Source organism: Photorhabdus caribbeanensis, from assembly GCF_018448885.1.
In the GTDB taxonomy this organism is placed as follows: Bacteria; Pseudomonadota; Gammaproteobacteria; order Enterobacterales; family Enterobacteriaceae; genus Photorhabdus; species Photorhabdus caribbeanensis.
The window spans coordinates 155,905-182,471 of sequence record NZ_RCWB01000003.1; the positions used below are offsets into that span (position 1 = coordinate 155,905).

The following is a 26,567-nucleotide window of genomic DNA, read 5'->3' on the forward strand; positions in this document are numbered from 1 at the left end:
CTTGCTTTGACATTTGTTGCTAAGAAATTTTAAGCCACTCCCTTGTCAAAAGTGGCTTTTTGTAAACGTGAAAATTAATTTTTATAAAAGTAATTATAAACTTGAATATCTCGGTCTTAGATAGAAGCGATAAGGTTTATTAAAATAATCTAATTCATAGTATTCTAGATTATAATCAATATCATGATTTTCGTAGAAGAAAGCATCATCCTTACTGACCTGTGTTTCTGGATCTATAAGATTTTTTCTTCTTGCATCAAAAACTACCAAGTAGGCTTGAGGTAATCTTTCAGGACTACTAGTGAACTCGTTATCTATGTACTCAATTAATTGTTTAGCACCTTCTCGTGCCCTGTTTTCGTCATAGGTAGTATAAGGTTTATTAGGATTCTTTGGTGCGATTTTTAAAGAAGTACCAAGCCATTTTATTTCAATAAGAGCGGTTGCTTTACTGTGAAACCATGAAATTTTTATATCTACGGGTTTTGTATCATCTGTATTTTGTTCTGCCCTAATATCAGCATCTTTTAATGTCATATTCAAAGCCTGAACGAGAGAGTTACGCATGATATGCTCTGGTTTGTTGGTTAAAAATAACCTTGCACCAGCAACTCCATTGTGCCAAATGGATTGAAGAATTTTACATGTTGTCTCTCTCGCCATTTTGATATAGTACGTTTTCAAAGCATCATCTAATGAATGGTAAGTTGGCGCACAAAAGTTGCTTGTTATCATTGGTGAAAGAGGAACTACTTCATCAGTAAAGGAGCCAATGTAAAAATGCTCTTTTTTATTATTGAGGCTATAAAATATATAATTTTTACGCAATGTTTCGTCATTGTGTAAATAGTTATTTTCAGTTATTGATAAAGCACAGGTTCCATCATCTAAAACTTCAAAAGATATACATTTGTCTGTTCGTGATGATATTATTGTATGTATGTTTTCAAAACCATAAATAAGTGTGAAATTCCCTTTTTGGAATATCATTTCTTTATTGTCAAAGTTTTCAACTTTAATGCAAAACATTAAATTAAAGCTTACACTTTCTGCTGGGAAATGTTGATAAAATATCTTTATCCTGTCCATTAAAAAAGAAAGTTTATCAGTGCCGTTCTTACCAAAGACTTGATTTGCATGAAGTGTTGGACTACTTGCAATTAAGTCACGAATTCTTCCAAGGTCTGCATTGATAAACATAAACTTATCCTTCAGTTCTCATAACACGGGCAGATAACCAAATTACAGCAGGTGATAATAAATCTTTATTTTCTTTCCCAATCATTTTTGATATGACATCATATTCGTCATATAAAATATCTATGTTGTCTTCATCATCCAGCAATGGAGCCGCTTGAGCCAGGCTCGTGCTTAAAAACATGCCCGGAGAATTTTTTATTGCATTTCTGATTGCACCCGATGGTATATTGAGTCCACATTGTAATGCTGTACTGATTAGTTCTCTTCTATTTGCTAAAGATTTGTCATGAGAGAAGTTATTAAGTTCAGTGGTTATAATATCTTTATTTGGATGAAACAAACCATTATCATCGCTATAAATAAATCCTCTATTCAATAAAAAATCTATGGCGTGCTGCAATTCGTTAGAAAAAGGGAATCCATATTCTGTTACGGTATATTTATAACCCCAACTACTTATTGACTCACCCTTGAATAAAGCCAAGACACATGATAGATAAGAAAAAAGATGATACTCTACAAAAGATATAGGGCGTAGTGATGCCGGCATTTCATCCATTATAATAAGTGAATCAAAGTATGCAGACGGTAGTATTTGTTTCATGATCACTCCATGGCTTCTTCAATATCGTTATAGGCTCTGGTGAACAAACCCTCCTCACTTTTCTGAACTTCTGTAAGGTTCGTCCATTCTGTCATTTTTACTATTTGCATACCTTGTTTTTTTTGCAGATTAGCAAGTCTTAATACAAGATACGAACTTCTTAGATTTGCAGTCATAAGTATGAAGTTGTTTTGTTTCGCATATTTAGAAAACATCGAACCTGCTCTTGCTTCATATGCTATATCTAAAGAACCTTCAGGAGTATCAATAAGTAGTGTAGCCGAACCATTGCACATGAATTCAGTTATTGCCATTCTTAATGCAATATCAATAAAAAATCTCTGACTTTCTGATAATTTATCTGAAGTAGTTCTTAGCTTCTTATTCATATGTAGCGTCAGACCAAATCCGGATTTTGTCTTCGGCTTATGGTGTTCTAAAACTACATCTACTGGCATTCCAATGAATTCTTCTGCTAATTCTCTAAATCTTAGAACAAAAGATTCTGCGTATATAGAATAATTTACCTTCAACTCTTTTTCATATTTTCTTAATTGCTCTCGGAGTTCATCTCGTTTTTTATAGAAGGCCAAACTGTTTTTATTAAATTTTTCTTTCTGTGCTTCAAGTTCTTTTATTTCCTGAGTGAAATAATTAGGATTTGGTGTACTCCCTAAAAGAATTGTGCTTCTATTGTCATTTTCGAATGAATCAAGCTCTCCTTGTGCTGCTTGTTCATTAGCTTCAGCAATATTTAACTCAGAAATTACCCGGTCTAAAGCTTGATAAGTTATCTCAAGCTTTTCTTTAATGTCTGCTCTTTCTATATCGATATTTTTGATTTTTTGAAGTGCGAGTTTATCTGCATCAGAATCATCAATTACTTTCGATAAGCATAATGGACATTTATTTTTGGATATTATGTCTTCCAGATGTTGAGAAATATCATTTGATTCAGAATTACATAGAGCACATTTATGATATTCTATACTTACCTTGATCAACGGATGATATCTCAAGTGGCTCATATTAGACAGACGAGATGAAAACTCCTTTCTATATTCAACCTCTAATGCTGAATATTTTGAATTTAATTCAGCACATTTTACTTCTAAGTCTTTTTTTTCTAAGTTTATATGAGAGGTTCTGTTTTGTGCATATTTTACATTCTCACAGAGTTTTTTATGTCTTTCTAACGTTTGTGCTTGCGATAAACCATCATCACTATGCTTATCCCTCATCGCTGATAATAATTCATCAATTTGACGTGTTATCTGTTTTGCAGCAAATTTGGCGTTTCGTCCTCTTGAATCCTCTTTTTCCATTTCATTCCGTAGATTTTCAGCTAAAATAGCCACTGATGGATCTGTTCCAAAAGCAATATATAATGCATTTGTTAATATATCGTCATTCCAGAGTAATAAATGTCTTGATTCATCAAATACAGATATAAAATGGAAAAGAAAAATATATTGGCTAAAATCCTTTAATCCTGTCAGTTCGATTATTTTTTGTTGATAAACTGATTCCATTTCATCAGCATTACTGTTGTTTGTATCTAATGCTATATGTTTATTATTTTCGAGGTCTTCTATCGATAAGTTTGAAACTTTGCCATCAGAAAATAAATGACGTGTTACTTCTATTTTTGTATTGTTACATTCTAGAAGTACGGATACTTTTGCTCGTTCACGTAAGTTTTCACTTATTCGACCGTTAAAATAATCAGTTGTCCTTGTGTTCTTGGTCGCATTCTTAGCATATTCAGGAGTCGTTGAGAAATTTTTCTCAGTGAGTGGAATCGCCCCGGTTATACAGTACGTAACAGAGTTAAGGAATGTGGACTTTCCTAATCCATTAGCACCGATTAGGCAATAAACATTTTTATTGACTTCCGTTATAATATTTGGATTGCTTGTATATAAATCAAAATCGTATAGTCTAACTTGTCTAATTATAGGTAAGGTGATCTTATTTCTTCCGGTGGTCATGATTTTACCTTATTTTCTTGAAAACTAAACAATGTTCAGATAGTTCAAATTTACCGCCATGCTGGGAACTACTCCTCATTGAACGTATCTCTCCTTTTTCTTGGAGAATAAAACCAAGAGGTACTAAGATTTCTTCAAGTATGACACCAACGTCAATATGAACACCTGCATATTGGCTATCACCTATAGCTACTATAGCATGATGATTTATAGGTAATATTCTACTAAACTCTTTAAAAATAGTTTGAAGATCTTCGAAATAATTATAAACCATTTCAGGAATGTTTTTGTTCCAAAGCTCCTTCCTGGATTTATTTAAATTATCGAATACCTTTATTAAGGTCTTAGAATTTAATTCCATGTCGGCATCGAAATTCCATTTCGCTTGAACATGAGAACGAAATGTTTGATTCCTTAGTTTTTTGTTGTCAATGTTATTTTTAAGGTAGTCTAACATCCATAACTCAATATTATAGACATCAGTATAATCAAAAGAATTAGGGTAAGGGGGTGAGAAAATAATAACGTCTGCTTTTTCAATATCTTTTAAAAGCTTTCTTGTATCACCGTTATGAATTAAGTGTGTACTATTATTTTGTGTGTAAAATAATTCAATGTCTTCCAGTGCATTATATACTGCCTTGTTCATAGATCTAATTACATCATGCCCTGTTTTAACTCTTGAATCCCAATTACGTCTATATCTTCTACCTTTACCATTAACAATAGCATTGCTATTTTCAATAAGAACTGAACCTAATAATACCTTGAATAAACGAGCTTCATCATCCGACATTACTTTCGAACTCCGGAGCAATGCTCTGATAGTAGAATATGTATTTTTATAGAATATGAATCTACCTTTTATCCCCGGTTCTGTAAAAGATAAAGGCATACCTGGAGTTAACAAGAAATCATCGGTAATAATTTCTAAATTATTAATTATCTTTTTATACTCCTTCAAAAAACTTTCAGGAGAGACATAATTTAATTTCACTGAGACTAAGTCTGATAGAAATGGATTAACTTCTGTTCCAATTGAATTGATTCCCATCATTTTGCAGGTGACGGCAGTTGTTCCACTCCCCAAAAATGGATCTAAACATGTATTGACTTCATATGGTAATGAGGCTAGGGTGTCAACGACGAACTTTGGAGAAAAGGCTTCCTTAAAGCGGAACCAACGTTGAAATGGGAGGTTTATTGTCCCTTGGTTGGAAGATGTTGGAGCTTTTTCATTATATTTTGAAAGCCACTTGCTGAAGTTATCGTGTTCACTCTTGGCAATGAACCTGAAAGAGTTGGTAATAGTTTCATTGATTTCTGACTGCCAGAATGACATATCTCGTATATCCATAAATTTATTTTCTTCCTTATATCATATTTTTGCATGAAAATCAATGAATTATATTTTTTTTATTTTCATTGATAATAAATGTCGATATTTGTAGTAATAAATAAAATTGTACGAAAATAAATTATTCACATAATATCATTTTTATAAATGAAAATTTTTTGTTCGATTATCACAAACTTGGACTGATGGTATCTTAATTAATAGGTTTTATTTTAATCCATTAAGATCATAAGGATAGTTGCGATGTACGAGTCCGGTCTTCTCCATAAACTTCCGTAACTACCTGAAAAAAACAAATTACTTAGTTTTTAAGTCTATAATCGTCCATTCGTATCCGTTGACATCCATGATATTTGGGGGCAGTTCTTTTCGATAATGAGTTGCCCCCCCAAATTATGCCTTTAACAGACATGGAAGCTTGTGAGGCAAAGTCCCGTGAAAAAGAATACAAACTTACTGATGTATAAGGTTTGTATCTTCTCATCAAACCCAGTTGTTCGAAATGGTGGTATCTGAAATATCGGTTTGCAGGTAGGGAAAGCTAGGGAGCAACGCGATAGTATTAAGATAATGATCCGTAATGGCATCAATCTCAGTAAAAAAAGAAGTAGAAAAACAAGAAAATGTCAGACTGGGGCTGAATTATTAGCCCCTTAATAACCCCAAGTATTATTTGATATTGGCAAAGGTGTACAGCAATTTAGCTGCACACTAATACAGTGCCAGGCGCAACGCCTCTTTCTCGGCTAGCTATAAAGCACTAAGTCAAAGCTCGGTTTGTGCTGGTGAATAACCAGAGGATCGCAATTTTAGCTATTTGACATATAGTGAAGTTATCAGGTAAGGCATTTCTGAAGCTACCCTTAAGCTTGGCGTGAATCATATTCCTTACCCAACCGTTCATACATGCTCATAACAGATTCCATCCAACTGTAATCTATTCAGCAAGTAAACCGTCGTTACCTCTTGAACATTGGTTTTTTTGTCATAGTCACAACAACAATCATTTAAACAATTTTTTGATTTTTCTTTTCTATTTGATAACGAACAGGACGACCGAGTTTTTTCACTTGTCCCTCATCAATAGCTCGTTTTAACCATTCCTTCAATTGAGATTTATGCAGGCCAGTGTTCTCGATAAGGGTATCAAGTGTAATAGGGCTTATTGCCAATCGCTGGAGTTCAGTAATAAACAATTGATAAAAATCCACAGCCTGCATTATAATTTTTTCTGCTTCTGCTTCTGCTTCTGCTTCTGCTTCTGCTTCTGCTTCTGCTTCTGCTTCTGCTTCTGCTTCTGCTTCTGCTTCTGCTTCTGCTTCGTGATCGATTGAACCCTGGATTTCATCTTGTTCGATTGAATGAGCAGCAATTGTTCGATTTTCTGCTACCTCTAGATCAAATTCCGATGCAGGTTTCGCAAATAATTCTGACTGTGCTGGTATGAAAAATAGATCAACCTGTTCAGCTTCTTTCTGCGAAGCAGTAGAGTTTTCTACGGAGAGCAAATCAGAAACCTTAAGGTTGTGAACATCTGCCTCACACCAATGCCCCCCCTTCGCAACTAAATCAGTATTTGCCGCGCTACTGTCATTCGTTGGTTTTACCCATAATGGCACCCAGCACTTTTTCAGGTTTTCTTCTGCCCCGCTTAGTGTGCCGCCTTTTTTCCCCGAGTGAATTACCAGCGAGCTGTCTGCCAAGCAATAGATATATTTGTTTCGGGCCATAGCGTTTCCAGTGCTGAAGCCAGCCTCGGGGTAAAAGGGCGAAATCAGCATTACACTGCCATTCATCAAACCTTTGCGCCATTTTGCGCTGGTAGCGGCTTTCAGTAGGCTATCTGCTAGTACCCCAATAACGTTGCCGCCACCAAGCATTGCTCCCACCATAGCCGTCTCATCCACACCACGGGCACCACCGGATACAATCGCAATGCCCTCTGATGCCGCTCTTGAACCGACCAGCTCGGTATAAGACAAGTCCGCATTGTTGGCCTCACGTGAGCCAATAACCGCTAAACCACCAACATTCAGTAAAGCTTTATTACCGCAACCAAATAGCACAGGCGGCGAATCGGTTTTCAATTGCTGTTTTAAGCGCTTGGGATATTCAGGATCAGAGCGGGTAACTACCCAAAGACCTGCTCGATGCCATTTTTCAACGGCTAACGCCAGGCTGTGGCCACGATTCAGTAACTGTATAATTCGTTCTGTGCTGATGCGGGAATCCTGCCAGTTGCTTAATATTGATTTAGGCTCAGATACCAACAAATCTGCTGGTGTTGTGGATTTTTCTTTCAGCCATAACGCAAACCTACCCCATTCAGCATTAGTGAGGGGTTTGACATCATCACAGCTCGCCTTGGAAAAATAACTAGTGAGCAATAATGTGGCTTGTGCTGTTGGCGATAAATTCATGAGTCTTTCACCGAAGAAGAGGCAAGTGCTGCGGGATATACAATACCACTACCCGCTTGCTGTAACAAAGCTGCAATAACGGTAAGAGTCCAACCAGAGTCAACGATGTCGTCGATAAGGAGTACTGGTTGATTTTGTATAATTTGTGTTATCTCAAAAACGCCGTCAAGGTTGTGGCATTGATGAAAACTATTTTGTTGTTCCTTTTGGGGCTGGTTATCTTGAACTTTTGCTACCGCATCAACAAATGTCAGGTTCAATCTTTGTGCTAAACGACGTGCAAATGCAGGGACTAAATTCGGGTGTCTTAAGGAAGGAACACAACACACCCAAGTTGGACTAGGATTAGGCTGCCAACGCTGTGAGATCATTTCAGCCATAGCATCAACTAGTTCGTCAGAAAAATAACCCGAATGTTTATTTTCAATAACAGTTTTTCCCCAACCAGCATCTCCCCATCGAGAGAGAACCCTACCTGGCTGAGCAACTAAGCAACCTAACTGCCGTGGAAAACAATATGTAGGAAAGGCTCGATTAGAAGTTGCTACCTGTTTTCTTGGCTGGATAATCATTTCGGCATGTTTAAGAAAAGTGCCTGCCTGATGAACTAACATTGGATTAATAGCCTGATTAACAACAGGCTGGCCGATGCATGACGAGCATTTGCCACAAGGTGTAGGGTCGTGATCATCCAGTACACGGCGCAAGAAAGTCATCTTACATCTGGTATCTGACAGATAAGCCTGTACTTCAGCCCACTCTTGCTTACGCTGGTTGGTGAGGTGAGCGATACGGGGGCGATCCATAGCATAAGGCACGGGTATTCTGCGCCATAAGTTTCCGACTTTAATCACAGGAGCGGTGTTCTCTGTACTTAGCAGTTTTAATACCTTTTCAATCTGGCCATAGCGTAGGTTGGTTTGCTCTTCAATGCTACGAAGCGATAAACCATCACTATTATCTAGTACTTGCAAAATTTCGTTTACCTGAGTTTCTGATGGGAATGCCGAATTCCTGAAAAACTCATGAATATCTTGATCTTCTATACCAGATATCAACACACCAATAGCGTTGTCGATACCACGCCCTGCGCGGCCGACCTGCTGGTAGTAAGCCACGATAGAACCTGGTGCTTGATAGTGAATCACAAAGCTTAAGTCCGGCTTGTCGTACCCCATACCCAATGCAGTAGTTGCCACCAGCACCTTAAGTTGATTGGTTAGCAATAACTCTTCAAGATATTGTCGGTAATCGTTACTGTTTTCAAAACCATCAGCCTCAATACTGCTATGGTAGGCTCTGGCATTTATGCCATTGACGTTCAACCAATTTGCTACCTGTTCGGCATCACGCACTGTTAAGGTGTACACAATGCCAGTACCATGCAAGGTGGGAATCACTTGCGCCAACCAAGCTAGGCGAGAGGATTGATCAGGCAGCACCATAGTTTGTAACGAGAGGCTTTCACGGATCAGTGGACCACGCTGGATCTGGATATTACCCAGTTGTGTTTGGATATCAGTCACCACGCGGTTATTGGCAGTGGCCGTTGTGCCTAATACTGGTGTATTAGGTGGCAACTGGCGCAAAATATTTACTATACGCCGATAGTCTGGGCGGAAGTCATGGCCCCAGTCGGAGATGCAGTGGGCTTCGTCGATCACCATCAGAGCAATACGGTCAGCGATAGGATGAAGCACGGTTTCAATGAAGTTATCATTGGCGAGCCGCTCAGGAGAAATCAGCAGGCAATCTATTTGATTATTTATAATCCTTTGTGTCACCGTCTGCCAGTCCGCTGTATTGGTGGAATTCATAGTCTCGGCTACGATGTGCAGGCGCTGGGCGGACTCAATCTGGTTACGCATCAGGGCCAGCAAAGGAGAAACAATAATCGTCGGCCCCATGCCGCGATCGCGGAAAATTTTGGTGCTGATAAAGTAAACTGAGCTTTTACCCCAGCCAGTACGCTGCACTACCAACAGTTTCTGCCGTTGGTTAACCAAAGCATCAATAGCTTCCCACTGACCATCGCGAAACTCAGCATTTGGATTGGCTAGTGCAGTTTGTAGCAGTTGTTGGGCCTGAGCTCGATTCATTATCACTCCTTGTTTATACAATTAGCTCGCCATTCATTAGCTTAGATAACCCTAATCACCTTCAGGTTCATGTTACGAATAATGCAATTTGTGAGGCAGTATTACCTAACGGCATAAGGACTGTTTACTTATTTCGTTATTCGTTTTTTGATCATTCCACCTTAGGGTTATTGTAAATGATGATATGTCCCCACTGGCAACTCCTTGGCTACATCGCGAAACCAAGGCAAACCATGCCATACCGCTGGATCGCCAATTATGAAAATGTGTTTTTTTGCTCGGGTGAGCGCAACGTTTAACAAATTAGGCTTGCTGGCAGCCCATTTTGCGCCGCCATCATTATTTTCGTCGCAGCCTAGGACAAAAATGACAATATCGTTTTCTTTGCCCTGAAAAGTATGCACTGTACCAATACAATTTTTTTGCCATACGTTGAGTTCTTTTCGTGTCATCAATGGCATAGATTGCCGCCAGGTAGCCAGATCACGCTTTCCTAATAATTCACACAATGCTGACTTAACTGCTTTGAACGGTGTAATAACATAAATCGAATGAAGAGAAACATTTGCAACAAGCAGTTGGTCCAATAACTTGAGCAAATCTTTACCGTGGCTGTCACGATATTGTTTTTCACCTGTCCCTCCAACCGATGCCAGCCAATGGTTTTCCAGAATGTTGTTCACAGGTTGGCAGCGAATCTTGTCAGCATCAAGCCCATGAATCATGCGGCCATTGTAGGCCATCTTATTAGACAAACTGAACATTGGCTCAATACAACGACGGTGTACCCACAATGGAATACCTAGCCAGATCAGGTTGTTCATGACTTCTAATTCACATCCCCAATGATTGACGCGATCAGCAACCTGCTGCACTGAAAGTAATCCCGGATTCCAGTCTTTAGCCTTTTCATTCAGAGCATCTAGGCAAAGACGTTCAACCAACGGCGGAGGGGTCGTAAATACCGGTTCAATCTGCAAAGGGTCTCCAACAACCAGTACCCGTTTTGCACGCCAGAGTCCCCCGACAGCTTGTTGTGGAGGTGCCTGGCCGGCTTCATCGATCATTAACCAGCCAAGTTCTTCGCTTCCCACTCCGTGGAACATGCGTCCCATAGATGCGAAAGTTGTGGATAATACGGGCACAAACATAAACAGCGTTTGCCACCAGCGTATAGGCCTGATTTCGGAATGAGGTTGTGCTAAAAAAGCCGTGAGATTAAATATGAAGTCTCCAAAACGAGGTACTCCTAGTGCTTCATAAAGCCAAGCCTGATGAAGTTCCATCGCTGTGATAAATAATGCGGAACGTTGACGATTTATCTGTGCATTCTGCCAAAGGGCCGTTCGTTGTAATGTTGCATCAGTGATAGATTGGTTGATATCTGGCAATGTGATATCAGGAAACTGCTGTTTCAAAGTTTGCAGAGAACGATGGTCATTCTCCCGTTGTTGGATAATTTTTTCGATATCCTGTTGTAAGGTTCGCTTTTTTTCAATTATGTCATTAACTGACTTGCGTTGTTCCGCAACACGCTGGGCTTGTTCGGCTTGCAATCTCATCAGTCTTAATACTTCGTGTTGTGCACACTGCAACGTTTCTTTATACACATGCACTCGCTTGCGATTCATCAGACGCATTAGCCATCCTGGTGCATCACTTTCGATAATTTTTTGTTGCTGTTCCGCATGTTGGAGCTGTTTTCCTAATACATCCTGTTCTGTTTTCACCTGTTCCAGCCTGTTAAGCTGTGTTTCGTACAGTCCTTCTATTTGCTTCAACTTCAGTGATAACGTGTCGAATGAATCGTTATGCTGTTTTTCTATCAGATGCACAAACATTTCTAGTTGCTGTTGAAGTTTTTTTGTCTTTTCCAGACATACGAGGAAACGTTTTTTAGCGGTGGCGAAAGAGATGGGGTTGTGATAGTGCCTCCAGCGCCAAAGACTGAGAAAGTTCTCTTCAGCGGGACGAGAGGCTTCAGTTGGGGTGTCGCGTAAAAAATGTTCATCAAAAAATAAGCGATCAGAAAATTTAGTCCGGTTTGGTTTGTTGCCCAAAGCAGCGGAAATGATCCCCCAGCATTGTTTCTCTTTCTTCAACGGACGATAGAGGTGATAGGTTCTAACTTTTCCCTGACTCTTTTTACTTTTTTTATGTTCGCGCTTTGGGCGGTTCTCGGCAGCTATCTGGTTTGCGGTTGGTGCTAAATAGTCAAGCGATTGGAATTCTTCAGCCAATGATTTCTTTTGCGGCAATTCTTTTGATATGTTTTCTGCTGCGGCGTTGTTGGATGACGCAATGACCATTTCGAAACCAGTGAGCGCATTCACAATAAAACCGGAATTGTCCAGCGTGTCATCAACTTTTTGATAACGCGTAAGTATCTTCGCTCGTTCAACAATGTTATGTGCTATTAGATCGCGCAGAAGCGTTGTTTTTCCAGTTCCCGGAGGGCCGTTGACGGAAAGCAGCCCACCGTCAGCAAGCTCTTCTATCGCTGTATTAATAGCAAATTGCTGCATTAGCGACATGGCATGTTTGGGATCGGAAGGCCAGCGTCCATGAGGCATCTTCGCTGGATGGAGTTTACTGATGATGGAGGCAAGCCCGTCTTGTGAATAAAGGTCTGGATTCCTGGGGACACTATGATGAGAAAGATATGCTCTGAGAGCTTTGCATCTATCTCCTCGTTTTAGGGCCGTAATAGCGTATTCAATGTCCTCAAAGAAAAAACTATTTAAAATAGGAAGTGCAAAGGTTTTATCATTAGCGCTGACTTCTTCTTCAATTTCATCGCTATTTTCTTGTGATGCTTCTGTATCGTCGCCTTTTCCCTCCATCCAGTCTATTTGTAAAGCATATTGCCATTGGGGTTCAAAATCTGCCCAACTCACCAGATGTGTCGTCAACAGTGTTAAAATATCATTTGCTTTTAAAATACCGGGGCCATTTTCTCGTATTGGCTTCAGAGAGACGCTAAAGTTGCCGAGGGTATTTTTAAGATGCTCGCAACTGGCTGAAAATACCTTCGTATTAAGCTGTTCAAAACGTTCATCACGCAGGTGCCCTAAAGCCCAGGGAAGAGAACTCACTGAAAATTTATCCAGAGCAGGGTTTCCTTCCGCGCCTAATAGAATTTTGGCAAAGCAGGTTGTTCCTTCTTTATCCAGCCGTTGCTCAAATTCTTCTGCATAATACCCTTCATCTGGACCAAACACCGCTTGGCTGATCGCGTTAGCGATAGCTTTATCAAACAAACCGACGTACAAGCTGTATAAGACTTTTTGATCGGGAATATCATGTTGTTGACGGAGTTCTGATGAAAGCCAGGGTAGTGCCTTATCTCCCAGCTGATAGAGTGTTTTAAGCGGAATTAGTAAACTTTTATCTTTTTTTCCAAGTGTATAAGGTTGGAAGAACTCTATACGTTGCCAGGTACGGAGAATATCATTCGAAAGGGAAGTTGCGGCCATCATAGCTCTTTGAATTATCTAACAAATGCCTTGAATGATAAGAGTACAGCAATCAATATGGGTTTTGTAGGCGTTTGGCTTAAGCGTTATGACATACGTCACAGTTTGGTAACAAAGCCCCCCATACTTTATTCATCTTCCTTATCACGAAGCACTATTCGGGAATGCTGGCTACAAGATAGGTTAAGTGTCATATGTTTGCTATGATGAAGAAATAGCCAGAGGAGAACAGCAAATTAAATGGATGATTTAACAAAATTATTCCCTGATATTGCGGATGCCGGAGCATCTTCACTTCGATAAAAAATGAGTTCCAAAATAAAGCTCAATGCCCGTCAAGTCGAAGCTGTAGAGCTTAATAACCTCAGCTTTGCTTAAGAACAGCAATTTTAGCATCACATAAATTCAAGCTCGGCTTTTTGGGTTGGGTGGTATAAATAATGAATCCCGACACAACCTCTAACAAAAAACCGAGCATATTAAGCCGTACTGGAGAAGAGAACCAACACGTTACATTAGATTCCCGCTTAACACACCACACACATTGGTTTACCTGAAACGGGTTCGGGATGAATTTCCGCTTTAATGCTGAATACCCGCTGTAATAATTTCGGTGTCATAACCTCCTCGGGTGAGCCTTGGGCGATAATCTGCCCTTGGGAAAGCAGCACCAAGTGGTCACAGTACCGGCTAGCTTGATTGAGGTCATGAAGTACGGTCACGACCGTTTTTCCTTCATTGTTCAGTTCACGCAGCAGCTTCATCAATTCCACCTGATGGTTGATGTCCAGGTATGTCGTGGGTTCGTCGAGCAGCACCACCGGCGTATCTTGGGCCAGAACCATCGCCAGAAAAGTGCGCTGCCGTTGCCCGCCCGAAAGGTCGGCAACGCGTTTATTGGCAAGATGGCTAATCTGCGTTTTTTCCATTGCTTGTTGTACAAGATGACGATCATGAGGTGCTAAACGCCCCCAGAAGGTCAGCCAGGGGCTGCGCCCGTATGCAACCAGTTCATGGACGGCGATCCCCTCTGGTGTGAGAGGATGTTGCGGTAAAAGCGCAAGATGTCTGGCGAGCTTGCGTGAGGAAAAGTGCGCTAAAGGTTCACTATCTATTGTTATCTTTCCAGATAATGGCGTTAATAGCCGTGAAAAGCATTTCAGTAATGTCGATTTACCACAGCCATTGGGGCCGAGTAACGCCGTGATTTTCCCGGTCGGGAGGGTGAGCGACAGGTCATTTAGAATACGTTTCTCCCCGTAGCCCGCAGATAACTTTTCCGTAGCCAGTTGCATTTAACGTGTCCTCACTAAAAGCCAGAAGAAATAAGGAGCGCCAATGATGGCGGTCAGTACGCCAGCAGGCAATTCCATTGGTGGGGCTATGGTCCTTGCCAGCAAATCGGCTAGTAGTAAAACCAGAGCACCCATAAGCATGGATGTTGGTATAAGCCAGCGATGCCGTCCTCCCACAAGTCTGCGAACGAGATGGGGGACCACGAGGCTGATAAAACCAATTGGCCCGCAAACGGCAACGCCTGTTGAGGCGAGCGCTACTGCCAGCATTAATCCCCAGGATTGTACCTGTAGGAGCGAGACGCCCAGTGTGCTGGCGCTGTCATCACCAAGTGCCAGCAAATCTAAATCGCGACAAAAACGCAGGCTGAGCGGTATCAGTATCATCAATACCGGCAAGGCTATAGCCACAAACTGCCAGTCGCGTCCCCAAAGACTGCCGGTCAGCCACAAAAGCGCGTTATTGATATCTTGTGGGCGTGAGAGCATTAGGTAGTCGGTGATGCTTGTCCAGGTAGCTGAAAGTGCGACGCCAACCAGTGCAAGGCGCAGTGGCGAAGAGGGGCCTGCAATCGCTCGCAGTAGGATTAGCGCGGCCATTCCACCGCAAAAAGCGAGTAGCGGAAGCCACTGCACCGGCAGAGAAGGGAAAAGGATCAGTGCACTTACCGACGCCAGGCTTGCTGCATGGTTTACCCCAAGTACATCGGGGGAGGCCAGTGGATTACGAACAATGCCCTGAACCAGAACGCCGGAAAGCGCCAGTGCAGCGCCTATAGTGATGGCGAGTAAAATACGCGGCAAGCGGTACTGTGTTAGCACAAAGTGGTGTTTGTCACTGGGTTGCCAGCCGCTTATTAATGCGCTCCAGGGAAGTGGTTGTGCGCCCATGTGTAGTGCTAGCACCAGCGTAACTGCCAGCAATACTACTAAAAGTAAGATAACCTGACGATTCATGTTCGCCTCCTTGCCAGCCAGACAAAGCAGGGTGCGCCAATGAGCGCCAGCACCGCGCCTGCCGGGAGTTCTCCGGGCCAGGCCAGCGCACGGGCCAGTAAATCGGCAAGTAGCATGAACACCGCTCCCAACAGCATGCACATTGGCAGTGTGCGGCGTAGATCATAGCCAACCCAGAAACGCGCCAGATGCGGCATTAGCAGGCCAATAAACACGATTGGCCCCGCCACACTGACGCAGGCCCCTACTAGAATTAGTACCGCTAAACTGACGAAGATACGCAGTCGCGTCAGGTTCACACCAAGTGTATGGGCACTGATATCGCCAGCGTTGAGCAGATTAAGTGATTTCGCCAATAACAAAACCGCAGGTACAGTGACCACCATGAAAGGGAATAGTTGCCAGAATTCAGGCCAGCGGACATGGGAGACTCCCCCCGCCAGCCAGTAAAAAATGCTGTAAGCATGATCTTCGGCAAGCAGTAGCGTAATACGTGTTAGTGCCATACATAAGGCAGATAAGGCAATGCCCGCCAGAATTAGCCGGTTGCGATCGTATTTTTGCTGCCAGCCACCACTTGCGGCCATCACCATCATCCAGCTAATTCCACCGCCACAAGCCGCCACCAAAGAAATGGAATATCCGGCCAGTGGTGCCGGACTGAAAGCGCTCACCAGCGCCATAGCCAGTGCAGCGCCACTGTTAATACCCAGTAAGGAGGGGGAGGCCAGCGGATTATGAGTGAGCGTCTGGAGGAGTGCGCCGGACAATGCCAGAGCTGCGCCGAGCAGAATAGCAACCAGACTGCGTGGTAGCCGCAGATTGATAACCAGCGCTTCAGGTAGCGTCGGTGTATGGCCTGGCACCAGTGCCTTGAGCGCACTGATGGCGGGAATCGCAGAATAGCAAAACAGGCTTAGCCAGAACGCACTAAACAGTGCAACCAGCGGCAATCCCCAAAGCCAGACTGGATGATGGCAGCGTCTCATGGTGTTTCATTAACCGGTTGATGGTGGAAGATATTTACCGCATCGCTGCCAATGCGTTCCGCGGCAAATATCCCGCGCATACGAGCCCAGGTGTTGCTGTCTACTGCCGCTATCTGACGTTTTTGCTGTGCTGTCATCATCTGCCATAGCGCATCTTGTTGCCAGCGCTTGACGATGCTTTCTTGGCGATAGTGGGCCACGATAAGCCAGTCAGGATTGAGAGCCAGTAACTGTTCCAGGCTGAGAGAAGCCATTGCCGCATGATTAACTGGCGTGGGAACCTTTAGCCCTAATGCCGCTAAGACGCTGCCGGTATAGGTGTCGCTGGAGTGCAGGTTAAATTGCTGTTCGCGCGAGGTGCCAAAAACCACACTGACGCCTTGTGGTAACTGGCTGGCATAGCTTTTCATGCGTTCACGGTGCTCTGCCAGCCGTTTCTGCATCTCATTATCTTTCCCCATGATTTTGCCGATGATCGCGGCAGATTGCAGGTTTTCTTTGTAAGTTTCGTTGCGGGACTTTAACAGCAGGACGGGAGCGATACCCTTTAGCGCCCGATAAATCCCTGTGTGGCGTTGGCTATCTGCAATGATGAGATCCGGCTTCAACGCGCTGATAGCTTCAAGGCTTGGCTGAGCGCGAGTGCCCGTTGATTGCCAGGGCTTAATACGCTGGCGAACATCCGAGAGGATACGTTGTGGATCGTTATCATCGGCAATACCCACTGGGCTGATATTGATGGCGGCCAACGCATCAGCAAACGACAATTCCAGCACGACTACGCGCTGAGGAACGGTATCGAGGGTAAAACTGCCCTGTTCATCCTGCACCGTAACCGCAATGGCGTGGGGCAGGCTGGTGAAGAAGAGCAAAACGATAAACATAATGTGAATCGGTGCAAGCATGATTTAGCTCCAGAAATAGCAAAGCCGGGCGATAGCCCGGCGAACGGATTAATGTAACGTTAGAATTTTACAGAACCCTGCATATAGAACGTACGTGGCTGCCCGGCGTAGATGCCTTTGTTATTATCATCATAGGAACGGGTGTAATACTCGTGGTCAAAGATGTTTTTCACCCCAAAGGCCAGACTCAGATTAGCCATTTGTGGACCGAAGTCATACGCCACGCGCGTATCCCACAGCATAAAGCCCGGAATGCGACCAGTGCTGCCATTGGCGCTTTCCTGCACGGTATTAGCGTTATCAGCAAATTGGCTGGATTGGGATGTATTGTTGAGGTTGAAGGTCCAGTTACCCGGTTTGTAATCTATGCCAAATGCACCTTTATGTTTCGGTGAGAACGGCACTTGATTCCCGTAGGTGTCACCTTCTTCACGAATTTCCGCGTTGACATACGTGTAGCTGGCGTAAACCGAAACGTTATTCAGTTTGGGAGTAAGTTCGGAAAGATCATAACGTGCCTGAGTTTCCAGCCCTGTGTGTCGGGTTTTTCCACGTGCCGTAACGGTATCGTTAGTTTGGTTGGAGTCGTACTGATTGTTGAAGTTAATCAGAAACAGCCCCATTTCCGCTGCTAATGCGCCGTCATCGTAGCGAGTTCCAACTTCCCAAGTTCGCGCCTTTTCCGGTTCTACATTACCGCTTTTCACCGCCTTGCCAATTTGGCTGTACTGTACGGTACCGAATGAACCTTCCGTATTGGCGTAAAGATTCCAGCTATCAGTAATATGATAAAGAACATTAAGTGCTGGCAACGGCGCATCGTAACTTACTTCTTGGCGGGTGCCTTTCACATTGTTGTTTTGGAAGGATTTGATATGTTCGAATCGTATTCCAGGCGTGATGGTCCAGTTGCCGATATCAATGCGGTCATCAATATACCAAGCGTGTGCTTGGGTGCCGGAGCGGGTATTACGGTCATAAGGACTCGACGTGCTAGGTAATTCGCCGCTGCTGGTGGCGGTGTAGTAACGCATTTCGTGACTGGATTCATTCACATAACGGTAGCCAATCCCTACTTCGTGGGCCGAAGGACCTAAATTGAAGAGCTGGCTATAGCGCGGTTCGATGCTGCGCACCCAGTATTCGCGCGGGGAAAGGGTAATGCGCTTGCCCTGCTCAAGATAACCGCTGCGCAAGGTATGAGTATATAAGCCCTGAATATTGAATTTATGCTGTTGGTCAGGTTGATACTGATAGCTGAGGCTTGCGAGCTGACGGCGGCCCCAGAAGCGGTCATATGGGCGAGTGGATTGCCAACGATTGGCGTCGTAATCGGCGCGTGAAAGGCCGCCGGGCATATCCGCACGGCCATCGTAATATTGCAGTAGACTGTTGAAGGTGTGCACTTCATTGGGTGCATAGCGGCTTTTGAGCATCACATCGTCAATGTGCGTAGCGCTGTGTTCGCGCCAGTCGCTGCCGCGTGTGCCGGAGTAGAGAAGCGCCGTGCCGAAACCGTTATCTGCCGTACCGCCGATCATGAAATTATGGGTTTCTTTTGGATTATTTTGTGAGGAGGTGGGGCTAAGTTGTCCTTCCACACTTGCGTCAATACCAAAATCCTGCGGGATAGCGCGGGTAACAAAATTCACCACGCCACCGACGCTTTGTGGCCCATAGCGCACAGCGCCGCCGCCGCGTACCACGTCTATTGCGTCCATGTTGCCGAGAGATACTGGCGCTAATGATAGCTGCGGCTGTCCATAAGGCGCGAAGGGCACCGGAACGCCGTCCATCAGAACCGTAGAGCGGCTAGCGAGACGTGGATTCAGGCCACGAATGCCAAAGTTCATCGCTAAGTCGTGGCTGCCGGTACCGTTGTTTTCTGGTGCGTTGACGCCGGGAATGCGGTTCAGCACTTCACGCATTGTGGTTGCGCCTGTTTTAGCAAAATCTTCCCGGCGGATGACATCACGTGCGCCTGCATGTTCAAACACGTCAGCTTCACGGGCGCTACCTAGCCAGTCGCCTACTACGGTCAGCACGTCTTTCTGCGCGACAGGGGCGGGTTCGAGTGTGAACGTGTTATCACCCAGTGTTTTCACCTGTAAATCAGTGCCGACCAGCAAGGTGTTCAGTCCATCGGTGATGGAGTAATTGCCGTGTAGACCGCTACTCTGTTTGCCGCGGGTTAAGTTGGCATCTACTGAAAGGGTAATACCGGCGTGGGTGGAGTACTGATTAAGAACTTTATCCAGTTCGCCCGCATTAATGTCATAGTGTGCGCTGGCTGGCTCTACCGCAGCATACGTTATCCCTGAGGTTAGGCAAGCCACTGGTAACAGGCTCAAGCGAATCGCCATTACCAGCGGTGTTGCTTTGTGAAGCGCACGCAGTGGCTGTGCACGTAAAGGCATCATAACGTCTCCATAATCATTTTGTTGCTGTATTCATTTATGAAGTCGAACGAGAAAACAAAAAGGACAATTGAAAATGATTATTTTTTACGTTAACGATTTTTCTATGGGCAGAACATTCACCCAATAACGGGTAATGTATTGAATCTTAACGGGAAGTGTTTTCTCTATGACGGTCAATATCGTATCGGTATTTTTTATCGGGAAAGTGCCGCTTAACCGTAGAGAGGCGACAGCAGGGTCGCAGCGTAATATACCGCTTCGATAGCGGGAAAGGGTTGCTATCACTTCATTCAGGGGTTTATCGCTGAAACTTAGTACACCCTGCGTCCATGCGTTGTCTTCGGCGGTTGCCGCGGTTAGTTCACCGAAATCGGTGGCGCTGAATCTTAGGCTTTCGCCCTGACGCACAATACATTTATGGTCGGCACTGGTTAGTATTACCTCTACGGCATGTTGCTGCACGCTGAGTAGTGTCGCGTTGGCTTCCTGACGAACCGTGAATTTGGTGCCTAGCGCAGTCAGTTGTGCATGGCGGGTTTGTACACGAAACGGCTTTGCTCCGGTATCATGCCCGGTAGTGATAGCAATTTCGCCGTACCGGAGATGTACCAGACGTTGTTGAGGAGTAAAATGGACATCTACGGCACTGTCGGTATTGAGTGTAAGCAGTGTGCCATCGCTCAGTTGATGATGCTGAATATCCCCTTTAGCAGTATGGTAATCGGCCCGTAGTCCTTCTCCCACTTCCGAACACCACAGTTGCCAGCCACCGCCAGCTCCTAGTAGTAACAGTATGCCTTTCATCACCCTGCGTCGTGACAGGTAAGTTTCCTGGAGTGCGTGGCTTGCCACATTACCTGGTACAACAAGCATCTGGTTGCGTAGATTTTCCACTTGCTGCCATGCCCACTGATGATCTTGATGCTGTTCGTACCAGCGCTGCCATTTTTCAGTTTGCAGTGGGCTTACCTGATCGCTACTTAGTATCGCATACCAGTGTGATGCTGATTTTAATGCCTGACGGCGAGAATGGGTTAACAAGGTATCCATAATCAGAGTCCATGCTCCAGACGAAACAGCAGGCAGTGCTCGGTGGCTTTGGCTATATATTTTTTCACGGAACTGACGGAGACATTGAGGCGTGAAGCAATGTCGCTGTAGGTCAAATTTTCAAGCTGAGACAATAAAAACGCTTGGCGCGTTTTGTTGCTTAGACCATCGATCATCTGGTCGATTTGCTGGAGTGTCTCAAGTTGACACTGACGGATTTCCGGCGAGGGCATAAACGCCTCGGGCCGTTGCGCCAGTAGTTCCAGATAGGCTTTTTCTAGCGCGTTGCGGCGAAACAGATCGATCATTACTCTTTTGGCGATCGTACAAAGGAAGGATTTTTGGTCGCGAATGGCTTGTAGTGAGTCGCCGGTCATCACACGCAGGAAGGTATCCTGCGCTACGTCATCGGCGTCGAAGGGCGATTGCAGTTTGCGCGTGAGCCAGTTTTTCAGCCAGCCATGATGCGCGCCGTAAAGCGATTCAAACGTTAGCTCAGCGGAAACAACAATGCGGTCAGACATACCCTGTAACATCAAAAGTCAATAATCACGGTATCATCTTAATGTGAGAATAGTTATCGTTACAATCATTACGAAGGTTTTTTATTTCATATTGATGTAACTTAAGTCTCCATAGTCTGGAGACCTATCTCTGTTTCGTTAAAATGTTGGAGAAAGCGGTTAATGAAGATTGAGCTACGGTTGGAAAAAAACTGAAGCCAGTCATAAAAGAGCGGTAAAGAAAGGTGAAAGTCGATATGACCGACCAGAAAGTGGATTTATACACCGAGCCAATTAACCTAAAGAGCGCTTTTTACTTACTCCATAAGATCCCGATTTGTTCAGGTTAGACCGTATGGTTTATCGTTTTTCGTGCTATCTGAAAGCAAAGGGTTACAGAAACTTTCACTCATTCGAGTAAAAGTAAATATGCCTTATCCTGAACGTGATAAAACAGGTACTTAAGAAAAGCCGTTTTTGTCTATCAGTGTGGTTTTAGAATCAGGGAAAAGAGGCAAGTGTACTATGAGTAAATAGGTAAAAACTTAAATCATCAAAGGTAAAAAGAAGTGATTAAGGATTTTTAAAGGCGGGTAAAAAATCTGATGTTATATTGACATTAAAAGAGGAAACATCGGAGAAAACAGGTTTTAAATTGATTAACCAAAGTGTAAAATAACAGTGTTAACCCAATAATACGATGTTATATCAAAACATTTAACGGGATTAACGGGATTAACGGGATTAACGGGATTAACGGGATTAACGGGATTAACGGGATTAACGGGATTAACGGGATTAACGGGATTAACGGGATTAACGGGATTAACGGGATTAACGGGATTAACGGGATTAAAATTTATTAAAGAAATGGGCGTTGATTTTAATACCATTAATATACCTTTTACCCTTTCTGGTTTTAAGCCGCGTTAGGGGATGAAAAAAAACTATTATATTTGCATAAACTATCTAATGAAAACCATTTGTTAAATGAATTTTTATTTAAAAATATGAAAAACCTCGGAATGGGAATTGTTTTACAGATTTATTATCTTCATTAACGTGGTTTACTATATTTTTTTACCTGCGTATTCTTTTTTTGTGTGTGTGATTATACGCTTATTTTTAACAGTGATTAATCAGCTAAGAGTAAAAAAACAGGTGCTCCATTAATGCGAGGTTTTTAAAAGGTGAAGGGTGACTAAAAACGGCCTATTTACTACCATGTTTAATGTATTTATCAGTAATGGTGTTATTCGATTTTTTTTATATTTAACTATAACCAGCAATGGCTATTTAAAAATATAAATTCAGGGGTGGTGTTTTTTATGTAATTGATTTAAATAAATTAGCTTTTAATGAGAATAGTTAATTGAATCTAAATTTATTAACAGATAATTTAAAATAAACCAGCGCGTAAAATAATATTATTGAAACAGAAGGATATGAAAGTATTTTACTACCGTTATTTTATGAAAAAAAACCGTAAAAAATAATGAAATAAAAAAGGATAAAATGGTTGATTTGGTAGGATTTAATCTCTTAAAGATAGGTTGTTATCCGAAAAAACATAAGGGTAGTGACCTATAAAAACTGATTAAAGTTCCTGATAAGATAGTGTCAGTAAATATAAAAAGTAGGCGTCAAAAGTAATAAAAAACTGTTAAATCTTTATACTGATTAAATAACTTTCCAAAATAGTGCTACACCTTACACACGTTACGTAACATAACATATAACTCTATATAAATAAAATCCCAAAATAGTGCTACATTTTATACCACTCATAATTCTATGAATAACAATGAGTTGAAGAGGGCTATGTGTATCATAATTACGAAATGTTATTTATAACAATTGGTTGAATAAAACCACGTATAGCGTAATTATGAAACCTTATTTAAAATCAGTGGTTGAAAAAATTACTTTTAACAATAGTTTAAAACCTACCCATCATAAAGCTGTCAATGAAAACTGAGAAATAAAAATGGGTTTAATTAATGCTTATATTTACAGGAAAAAAGATAAATAAGAATATGAATCTGCTAATTCGATAATCTATTTTTCAAAATGAGTCGCTTTAATAGTGTTTTCAATCGGAGAATAAACCATGTCATAAACCAGTTAAATAATTGATGATAAAAATCGGCATAACAAAATCCCTAGATAAATGATTTAACCGAATGCAAATTGGGTTACTTGCAGCGTTATTATATTGCATTTGTTGTACAATTCTGTGATGCCTTAAATACGTCAGTTTAAATTACAGTCTCAAAAAAGAGGTCAGATATTTTTAGATAGTATAGAGGGGAGGTAAATTTAGTTTGTGAAATATGCTATAATTCTATTTGTTTTTGTTAAGGAGGAAAATGGAATGAAAGCGATATCAAAAATTAAACGCTCGCATATCATGAGATCTATACACTCAAAAAGCACAAAGCCAGAAATCATTGTCGAAAAAATCCTAAATAATCTTGAGATTAATCACATATCCCAATGTGAAAAAATATATGGCAAACCAGATTTTGTGTGTGTCGAGCATAAAGCAGCCATACTTGTTAATGGCTGTTTTTGGCACAGTCATTCGTGCCACATGTTTAGACCGCCAAAATCTACAAGTGAATATTGGACCAAAAAGCTCAAAAATAATATAGAAAGAGATATGCGTGTTATATCTAATTTGAGCAATCTTGGTTATAGGGTTCTGGTTGTATGGGAGTGTGCATTGTTAGGGAAGAAAAAACTGGATAGCATTATTTTGCAGGATTGTATTGAAGAGTGGATTTTTACAGGTATTAGAAATTGCGAGATAGACTATCAAGGGATTAAACTTATGCAGTCGTTGTGCTAGTAAGCTTAAACAGTGAAGATCGAGAAATCATCCCTCTCTCCTTTCTTTGACTCATTAAGCTCTCACTCCATCCTTCATTATGGCGTTTTTTATACGGTTTTGCGCACATTTTAAAAAATAAAAAATCAATAAAAACAACAAGATAAAAATAATTAAATTATTTGCAACTTATGTTGTGCACACATCAGGTTTTGTTTATTATGTATAAAAGATCAGGTTAAGGCCGATGAGAACGAGAGTGAAGAAATGACAACAAGCATTACATCAGAAATTAAAAGCGAGAAAATCCATTTACGGATTACTCCATCTCAAAAGGAAATATGGAAAGCTTTAGCTGAGGCGCAAGGTGTAAGTTTAGCAGCATGGATTGAAAATAAAATATCGATGGCATTAGCATCGAATAGTGATATCTTTCAAAAAGAAAAGTATAAATTGGTTTCGCTTTTTGCTGGTTGTGGCGGAATGGATTTAGGCTTCTGTGGCGGTTTTTCTGTCTTGAATAAAGAATATAAAAAAACAAAATTTGAAATTATTTGGGCTAATGAATTCAACCCCAATGCAGTAAAAACATATAAAAAAAACTTTTCTCATGATATCGTTGAAGGCGACATATGGGAACTTATCGATTCAACCCCTACAGAATGTGATGTACTGATAGGAGGCTTCCCCTGCCAAGATATATCTATCAATGGTAAAAGAGCTGGCGTAGACGGAAAGCGCAGCGGTTTATATCTTGCTATGGTCGAAGCTGTTAAACGCTCACGACCAAAGATTTTTATTGCTGAAAATGTCAAAGGGCTACTCATGAAGTATAATGAAGAGTCTTTAGCCCGTGTTATAAAGGATTTCAGTGAATTGGGTTATAATGTTAGTTATAAACTATATAATTCAGCCAATTTTGGTGTACCCCAAACGAGAGAGAGAGTTTTTATTGTTGGAACATTACATGGAAATCCTTTATTCAAAGAACCTGTTGATATTCTCCATAAAAACGAATGGTTGACTTGTTATGATGCGATTCATGATTTAGAAACCGTTGATGAAGATCGCAATCTTAATCATATTTGGAGTAAGGCTAAAAAAAGCCCAGACCAAGGAAGTAGACGTTTAAAGAAAGATAAGCCATCTCAGACTATAAGAGCGGAATGTCATGGTAATATTCAGTTCCATTATAAATTAGATCGTCGTATTTCGATGCGAGAGGCTGCACGTTTCCAGTCATTTCCTGATAATTTTGTTTTCGAATCGAACTTGAGGGAAACCGAAAGACAGGTTGGAAACGCTGTTCCACCGGTTTTAGCTTGGCATTTAGCGCAATCCGTTGAAGAATATCTCGATAAATTATAAACAATATATTTAGAATACCATGACTGTTATTTGTTATCAGTCATGGTATTGTTGCAAAGACTTAATATTTAGCGGTTATAAATAGAGTTTCTGATGGTTTCCATCCTACAGCATAGGTATCTGCCAGTTTTAACCAGTACTTAATTCTTTCTTCTTTGGGAAGAACTACTCTCCAATACTCTTCAAATAAGGCATCTTCTAATTCATAAAACGCTCTAAGCATTTCGATCTCTATATCTTTTAATGCCCTTTCTATATAATTGCCACCTCTTTCTGGCGACGATCTCATTGCGACACTTCCAGCAGAAAATAAATCTCTAGCTTGATTACATAATATGCCATAATATGTTAGAAGGAACATTGTCACATCATCGTATTTTCCTGATACTCGGCTAGATTTAACAATCTGTGGACAAAGTACTGCTGATTCTGCTCGATACTTTCGCTTCTCCGGCTGAGAAAGTTTTGTATATAGCCTTACTTCCAATGGTAGAGTTCTTTCATCAGGTTGATCATCAATCCACCAAAGCCTTTCACCGGGCTTTAACCTATTTTTTGCATACTTTCTAATGAAGGGCATTTTTTCTTCCGGACTTAAAATCCTGAAGTCGTTATAGCTTATATTGAGCTTATCGAATAATGGTTCTTTGGCATTAATTTCCACTTCAAATCTTGGAACATGAGACGTTCTTACGTGCATGATACATTCTTCATAACGCCCCCATTTAACTTCTGGTTCTCCGCCAATTTTTCCAAAAAGTAGATATACATAATCTACTCCCTGCTTACGACTCCCTTCGAAAATGCTATTTGCTATTGATCTCCATGTATTATTATCTGAATATTTTACTTCTACACCAAAGTTTCCAATAATTATGTCTGGAAACTCTTGTGCAGGAGGATTCATATCTACAGATAACCTCATGTCCGTTAATATCTCTCCTAAAACCTCTCTGACTCTTTGCTCGAATTTTTTTGAGTTATGATGCTCGTTTGATGATCTCAAGTCTTGAGTGAGTTTTTCTGTTGTCTTAGTTAATAAGGTCTCAAAAATTTGGCGCTCTATCATTTTTTATCTAACATCTTTTCTATCCATATATGCC

Annotated in this window: 17 protein-coding genes and 1 pseudogene; 2 read left to right on the plus strand and 16 right to left on the minus strand. The window is 41.7% G+C overall.

From position 1 onward, the window contains the following. Positions 1-93: 93 nt before the first annotated feature. The 15 genes and pseudogenes from EAE90_RS03965 to fecI form a co-directional block, all read right to left on the minus strand. On the minus strand, positions 94-1,200 hold the full coding sequence (locus tag EAE90_RS03965) for a hypothetical protein (protein WP_214052362.1): 1,107 nt from the start codon (positions 1,198-1,200) through the stop codon (positions 94-96). Between the two features lie 4 nt (positions 1,201-1,204). Continuing rightward, positions 1,205-1,804: a hypothetical protein gene (locus EAE90_RS03970; protein WP_214052363.1), complete on the minus strand. Its 600-nt coding sequence runs from the start codon at positions 1,802-1,804 to the stop codon at positions 1,205-1,207. A gap of 2 nt (positions 1,805-1,806) precedes the next feature. After that, entirely contained in the window at positions 1,807-3,795 is a 1,989-nt protein-coding gene (locus tag EAE90_RS03975) for an AAA family ATPase (protein WP_214052364.1), read from the minus strand. A gap of 4 nt (positions 3,796-3,799) precedes the next feature. Then, entirely contained in the window at positions 3,800-5,152 is a 1,353-nt protein-coding gene (locus EAE90_RS03980) for a DNA methyltransferase (protein ID WP_214052365.1), read from the minus strand. A gap of 1,007 nt (positions 5,153-6,159) precedes the next feature. Continuing rightward, a complete protein-coding gene (locus tag EAE90_RS03985; RefSeq protein ID WP_214052366.1) occupies positions 6,160-7,572 on the minus strand; it encodes a DNA-processing protein DprA in 1,413 nt (470 codons plus the stop codon). Beyond that, positions 7,569-9,671: a RecQ family ATP-dependent DNA helicase gene (locus EAE90_RS03990; RefSeq protein WP_214052367.1), complete on the minus strand. Its 2,103-nt coding sequence runs from the start codon at positions 9,669-9,671 to the stop codon at positions 7,569-7,571. The genes EAE90_RS03985 and EAE90_RS03990 overlap by 4 nt, the downstream gene beginning before the upstream one ends. Before the next feature lie 167 nt (positions 9,672-9,838). Then, positions 9,839-13,147 (minus strand): DEAD/DEAH box helicase, encoded by a 3,309-nt coding sequence (locus EAE90_RS03995; RefSeq protein WP_214052410.1) that lies wholly within the window; start codon positions 13,145-13,147, stop codon positions 9,839-9,841. 364 nt (positions 13,148-13,511) lie between these two features. Then, positions 13,512-13,628 (minus strand): annotated as a pseudogene (locus tag EAE90_RS24625) (IS982 family transposase); the annotation flags it as partial. Between the two features lie 46 nt (positions 13,629-13,674). Then, a complete protein-coding gene (fecE, locus tag EAE90_RS04000) occupies positions 13,675-14,442 on the minus strand; it encodes a Fe(3+) dicitrate ABC transporter ATP-binding protein FecE (protein WP_214052368.1) in 768 nt (255 codons plus the stop codon). Continuing rightward, positions 14,443-15,399, minus strand: a complete 957-nt coding sequence (gene fecD, locus EAE90_RS04005; RefSeq protein WP_214052369.1) for a Fe(3+) dicitrate ABC transporter permease subunit FecD — start codon at positions 15,397-15,399, stop codon at positions 14,443-14,445. Continuing rightward, complete coding sequence (fecC, locus tag EAE90_RS04010) at positions 15,396-16,388, minus strand: iron-dicitrate ABC transporter permease FecC (RefSeq protein WP_214052370.1); 993 nt, start codon at positions 16,386-16,388, stop codon at positions 15,396-15,398. Before fecC ends, fecD begins: the two co-directional genes overlap by 4 nt. Then, the gene (locus EAE90_RS04015; RefSeq protein WP_214052371.1) at positions 16,385-17,293 is read right to left on the minus strand and encodes a Fe(3+) dicitrate ABC transporter substrate-binding protein FecB; all 909 of its coding nucleotides are present in this window, start codon (positions 17,291-17,293) and stop codon (positions 16,385-16,387) included. Before EAE90_RS04015 ends, fecC begins: the two co-directional genes overlap by 4 nt. A gap of 59 nt (positions 17,294-17,352) precedes the next feature. Then, a complete protein-coding gene (gene fecA / locus EAE90_RS04020) occupies positions 17,353-19,713 on the minus strand; it encodes a TonB-dependent Fe(3+) dicitrate receptor FecA (RefSeq protein WP_214052372.1) in 2,361 nt (786 codons plus the stop codon). A gap of 84 nt (positions 19,714-19,797) precedes the next feature. Beyond that, complete coding sequence (gene fecR, locus EAE90_RS04025) at positions 19,798-20,763, minus strand: ferric citrate uptake sigma factor regulator FecR (RefSeq protein WP_214052373.1); 966 nt, start codon at positions 20,761-20,763, stop codon at positions 19,798-19,800. 2 nt (positions 20,764-20,765) lie between these two features. Next, positions 20,766-21,287: a ferric citrate uptake sigma factor FecI gene (gene fecI, locus EAE90_RS04030; RefSeq protein ID WP_214052374.1), complete on the minus strand. Its 522-nt coding sequence runs from the start codon at positions 21,285-21,287 to the stop codon at positions 20,766-20,768. A 2,353-nt stretch (positions 21,288-23,640) separates the two neighbouring features. On the opposite strand from fecI, the gene EAE90_RS04035 reads away from it, so the two are divergent. Together EAE90_RS04035 and EAE90_RS04040 are read left to right on the plus strand one after the other, a co-directional pair. Continuing rightward, positions 23,641-24,117 carry a very short patch repair endonuclease gene (locus EAE90_RS04035; RefSeq protein WP_105399380.1) on the plus strand — a complete coding sequence of 159 codons (477 nt, stop codon included), beginning with the start codon at positions 23,641-23,643 and terminating at the stop codon, positions 24,115-24,117. A gap of 246 nt (positions 24,118-24,363) precedes the next feature. After that, the gene (locus EAE90_RS04040; RefSeq protein WP_214052375.1) at positions 24,364-25,464 is read left to right on the plus strand and encodes a DNA cytosine methyltransferase; all 1,101 of its coding nucleotides are present in this window, start codon (positions 24,364-24,366) and stop codon (positions 25,462-25,464) included. Between the two features lie 61 nt (positions 25,465-25,525). Here the strand turns inward: EAE90_RS04040 and EAE90_RS04045 are convergent, their stop codons facing one another. After that, positions 25,526-26,533 carry a restriction endonuclease gene (locus tag EAE90_RS04045; protein ID WP_214052376.1) on the minus strand — a complete coding sequence of 336 codons (1,008 nt, stop codon included), beginning with the start codon at positions 26,531-26,533 and terminating at the stop codon, positions 25,526-25,528. Between the last annotated feature and the right edge of the window lie 34 nt (positions 26,534-26,567).

What these genes read in the sequence shown, in the direction of transcription:
- EAE90_RS03965 (WP_214052362.1), bottom strand. Translation starts at nt 1,200, where the DNA reads ATGTTTATCAATGCAGACCTTGGAAGAATTCGTGACTTAATTGCAAGT.
- EAE90_RS03970 (WP_214052363.1), bottom strand. Translation starts at nt 1,804, where the DNA reads ATGAAACAAATACTACCGTCTGCATACTTTGATTCACTTATTATAATG.
- EAE90_RS03975 (WP_214052364.1), bottom strand. Translation starts at nt 3,795, where the DNA reads ATGACCACCGGAAGAAATAAGATCACCTTACCTATAATTAGACAAGTT.
- EAE90_RS03980 (WP_214052365.1), bottom strand. Translation starts at nt 5,152, where the DNA reads ATGGATATACGAGATATGTCATTCTGGCAGTCAGAAATCAATGAAACT.
- EAE90_RS03985 (WP_214052366.1), bottom strand. Translation starts at nt 7,572, where the DNA reads ATGAATTTATCGCCAACAGCACAAGCCACATTATTGCTCACTAGTTAT.
- EAE90_RS03990 (WP_214052367.1), bottom strand. Translation starts at nt 9,671, where the DNA reads ATGAATCGAGCTCAGGCCCAACAACTGCTACAAACTGCACTAGCCAAT.
- EAE90_RS03995 (WP_214052410.1), bottom strand. Translation starts at nt 13,147, where the DNA reads ATGGCCGCAACTTCCCTTTCGAATGATATTCTCCGTACCTGGCAACGT.
- fecE (WP_214052368.1), bottom strand. Translation starts at nt 14,442, where the DNA reads ATGCAACTGGCTACGGAAAAGTTATCTGCGGGCTACGGGGAGAAACGT.
- fecD (WP_214052369.1), bottom strand. Translation starts at nt 15,399, where the DNA reads ATGAATCGTCAGGTTATCTTACTTTTAGTAGTATTGCTGGCAGTTACG.
- fecC (WP_214052370.1), bottom strand. Translation starts at nt 16,388, where the DNA reads ATGAGACGCTGCCATCATCCAGTCTGGCTTTGGGGATTGCCGCTGGTT.
- EAE90_RS04015 (WP_214052371.1), bottom strand. Translation starts at nt 17,293, where the DNA reads ATGCTTGCACCGATTCACATTATGTTTATCGTTTTGCTCTTCTTCACC.
- fecA (WP_214052372.1), bottom strand. Translation starts at nt 19,713, where the DNA reads ATGATGCCTTTACGTGCACAGCCACTGCGTGCGCTTCACAAAGCAACA.
- fecR (WP_214052373.1), bottom strand. Translation starts at nt 20,763, where the DNA reads ATGGATACCTTGTTAACCCATTCTCGCCGTCAGGCATTAAAATCAGCA.
- fecI (WP_214052374.1), bottom strand. Translation starts at nt 21,287, where the DNA reads ATGTCTGACCGCATTGTTGTTTCCGCTGAGCTAACGTTTGAATCGCTT.
- EAE90_RS04035 (WP_105399380.1), top strand. Translation starts at nt 23,641, where the DNA reads ATGAAAGCGATATCAAAAATTAAACGCTCGCATATCATGAGATCTATA.
- EAE90_RS04040 (WP_214052375.1), top strand. Translation starts at nt 24,364, where the DNA reads ATGACAACAAGCATTACATCAGAAATTAAAAGCGAGAAAATCCATTTA.
- EAE90_RS04045 (WP_214052376.1), bottom strand. Translation starts at nt 26,533, where the DNA reads ATGATAGAGCGCCAAATTTTTGAGACCTTATTAACTAAGACAACAGAA.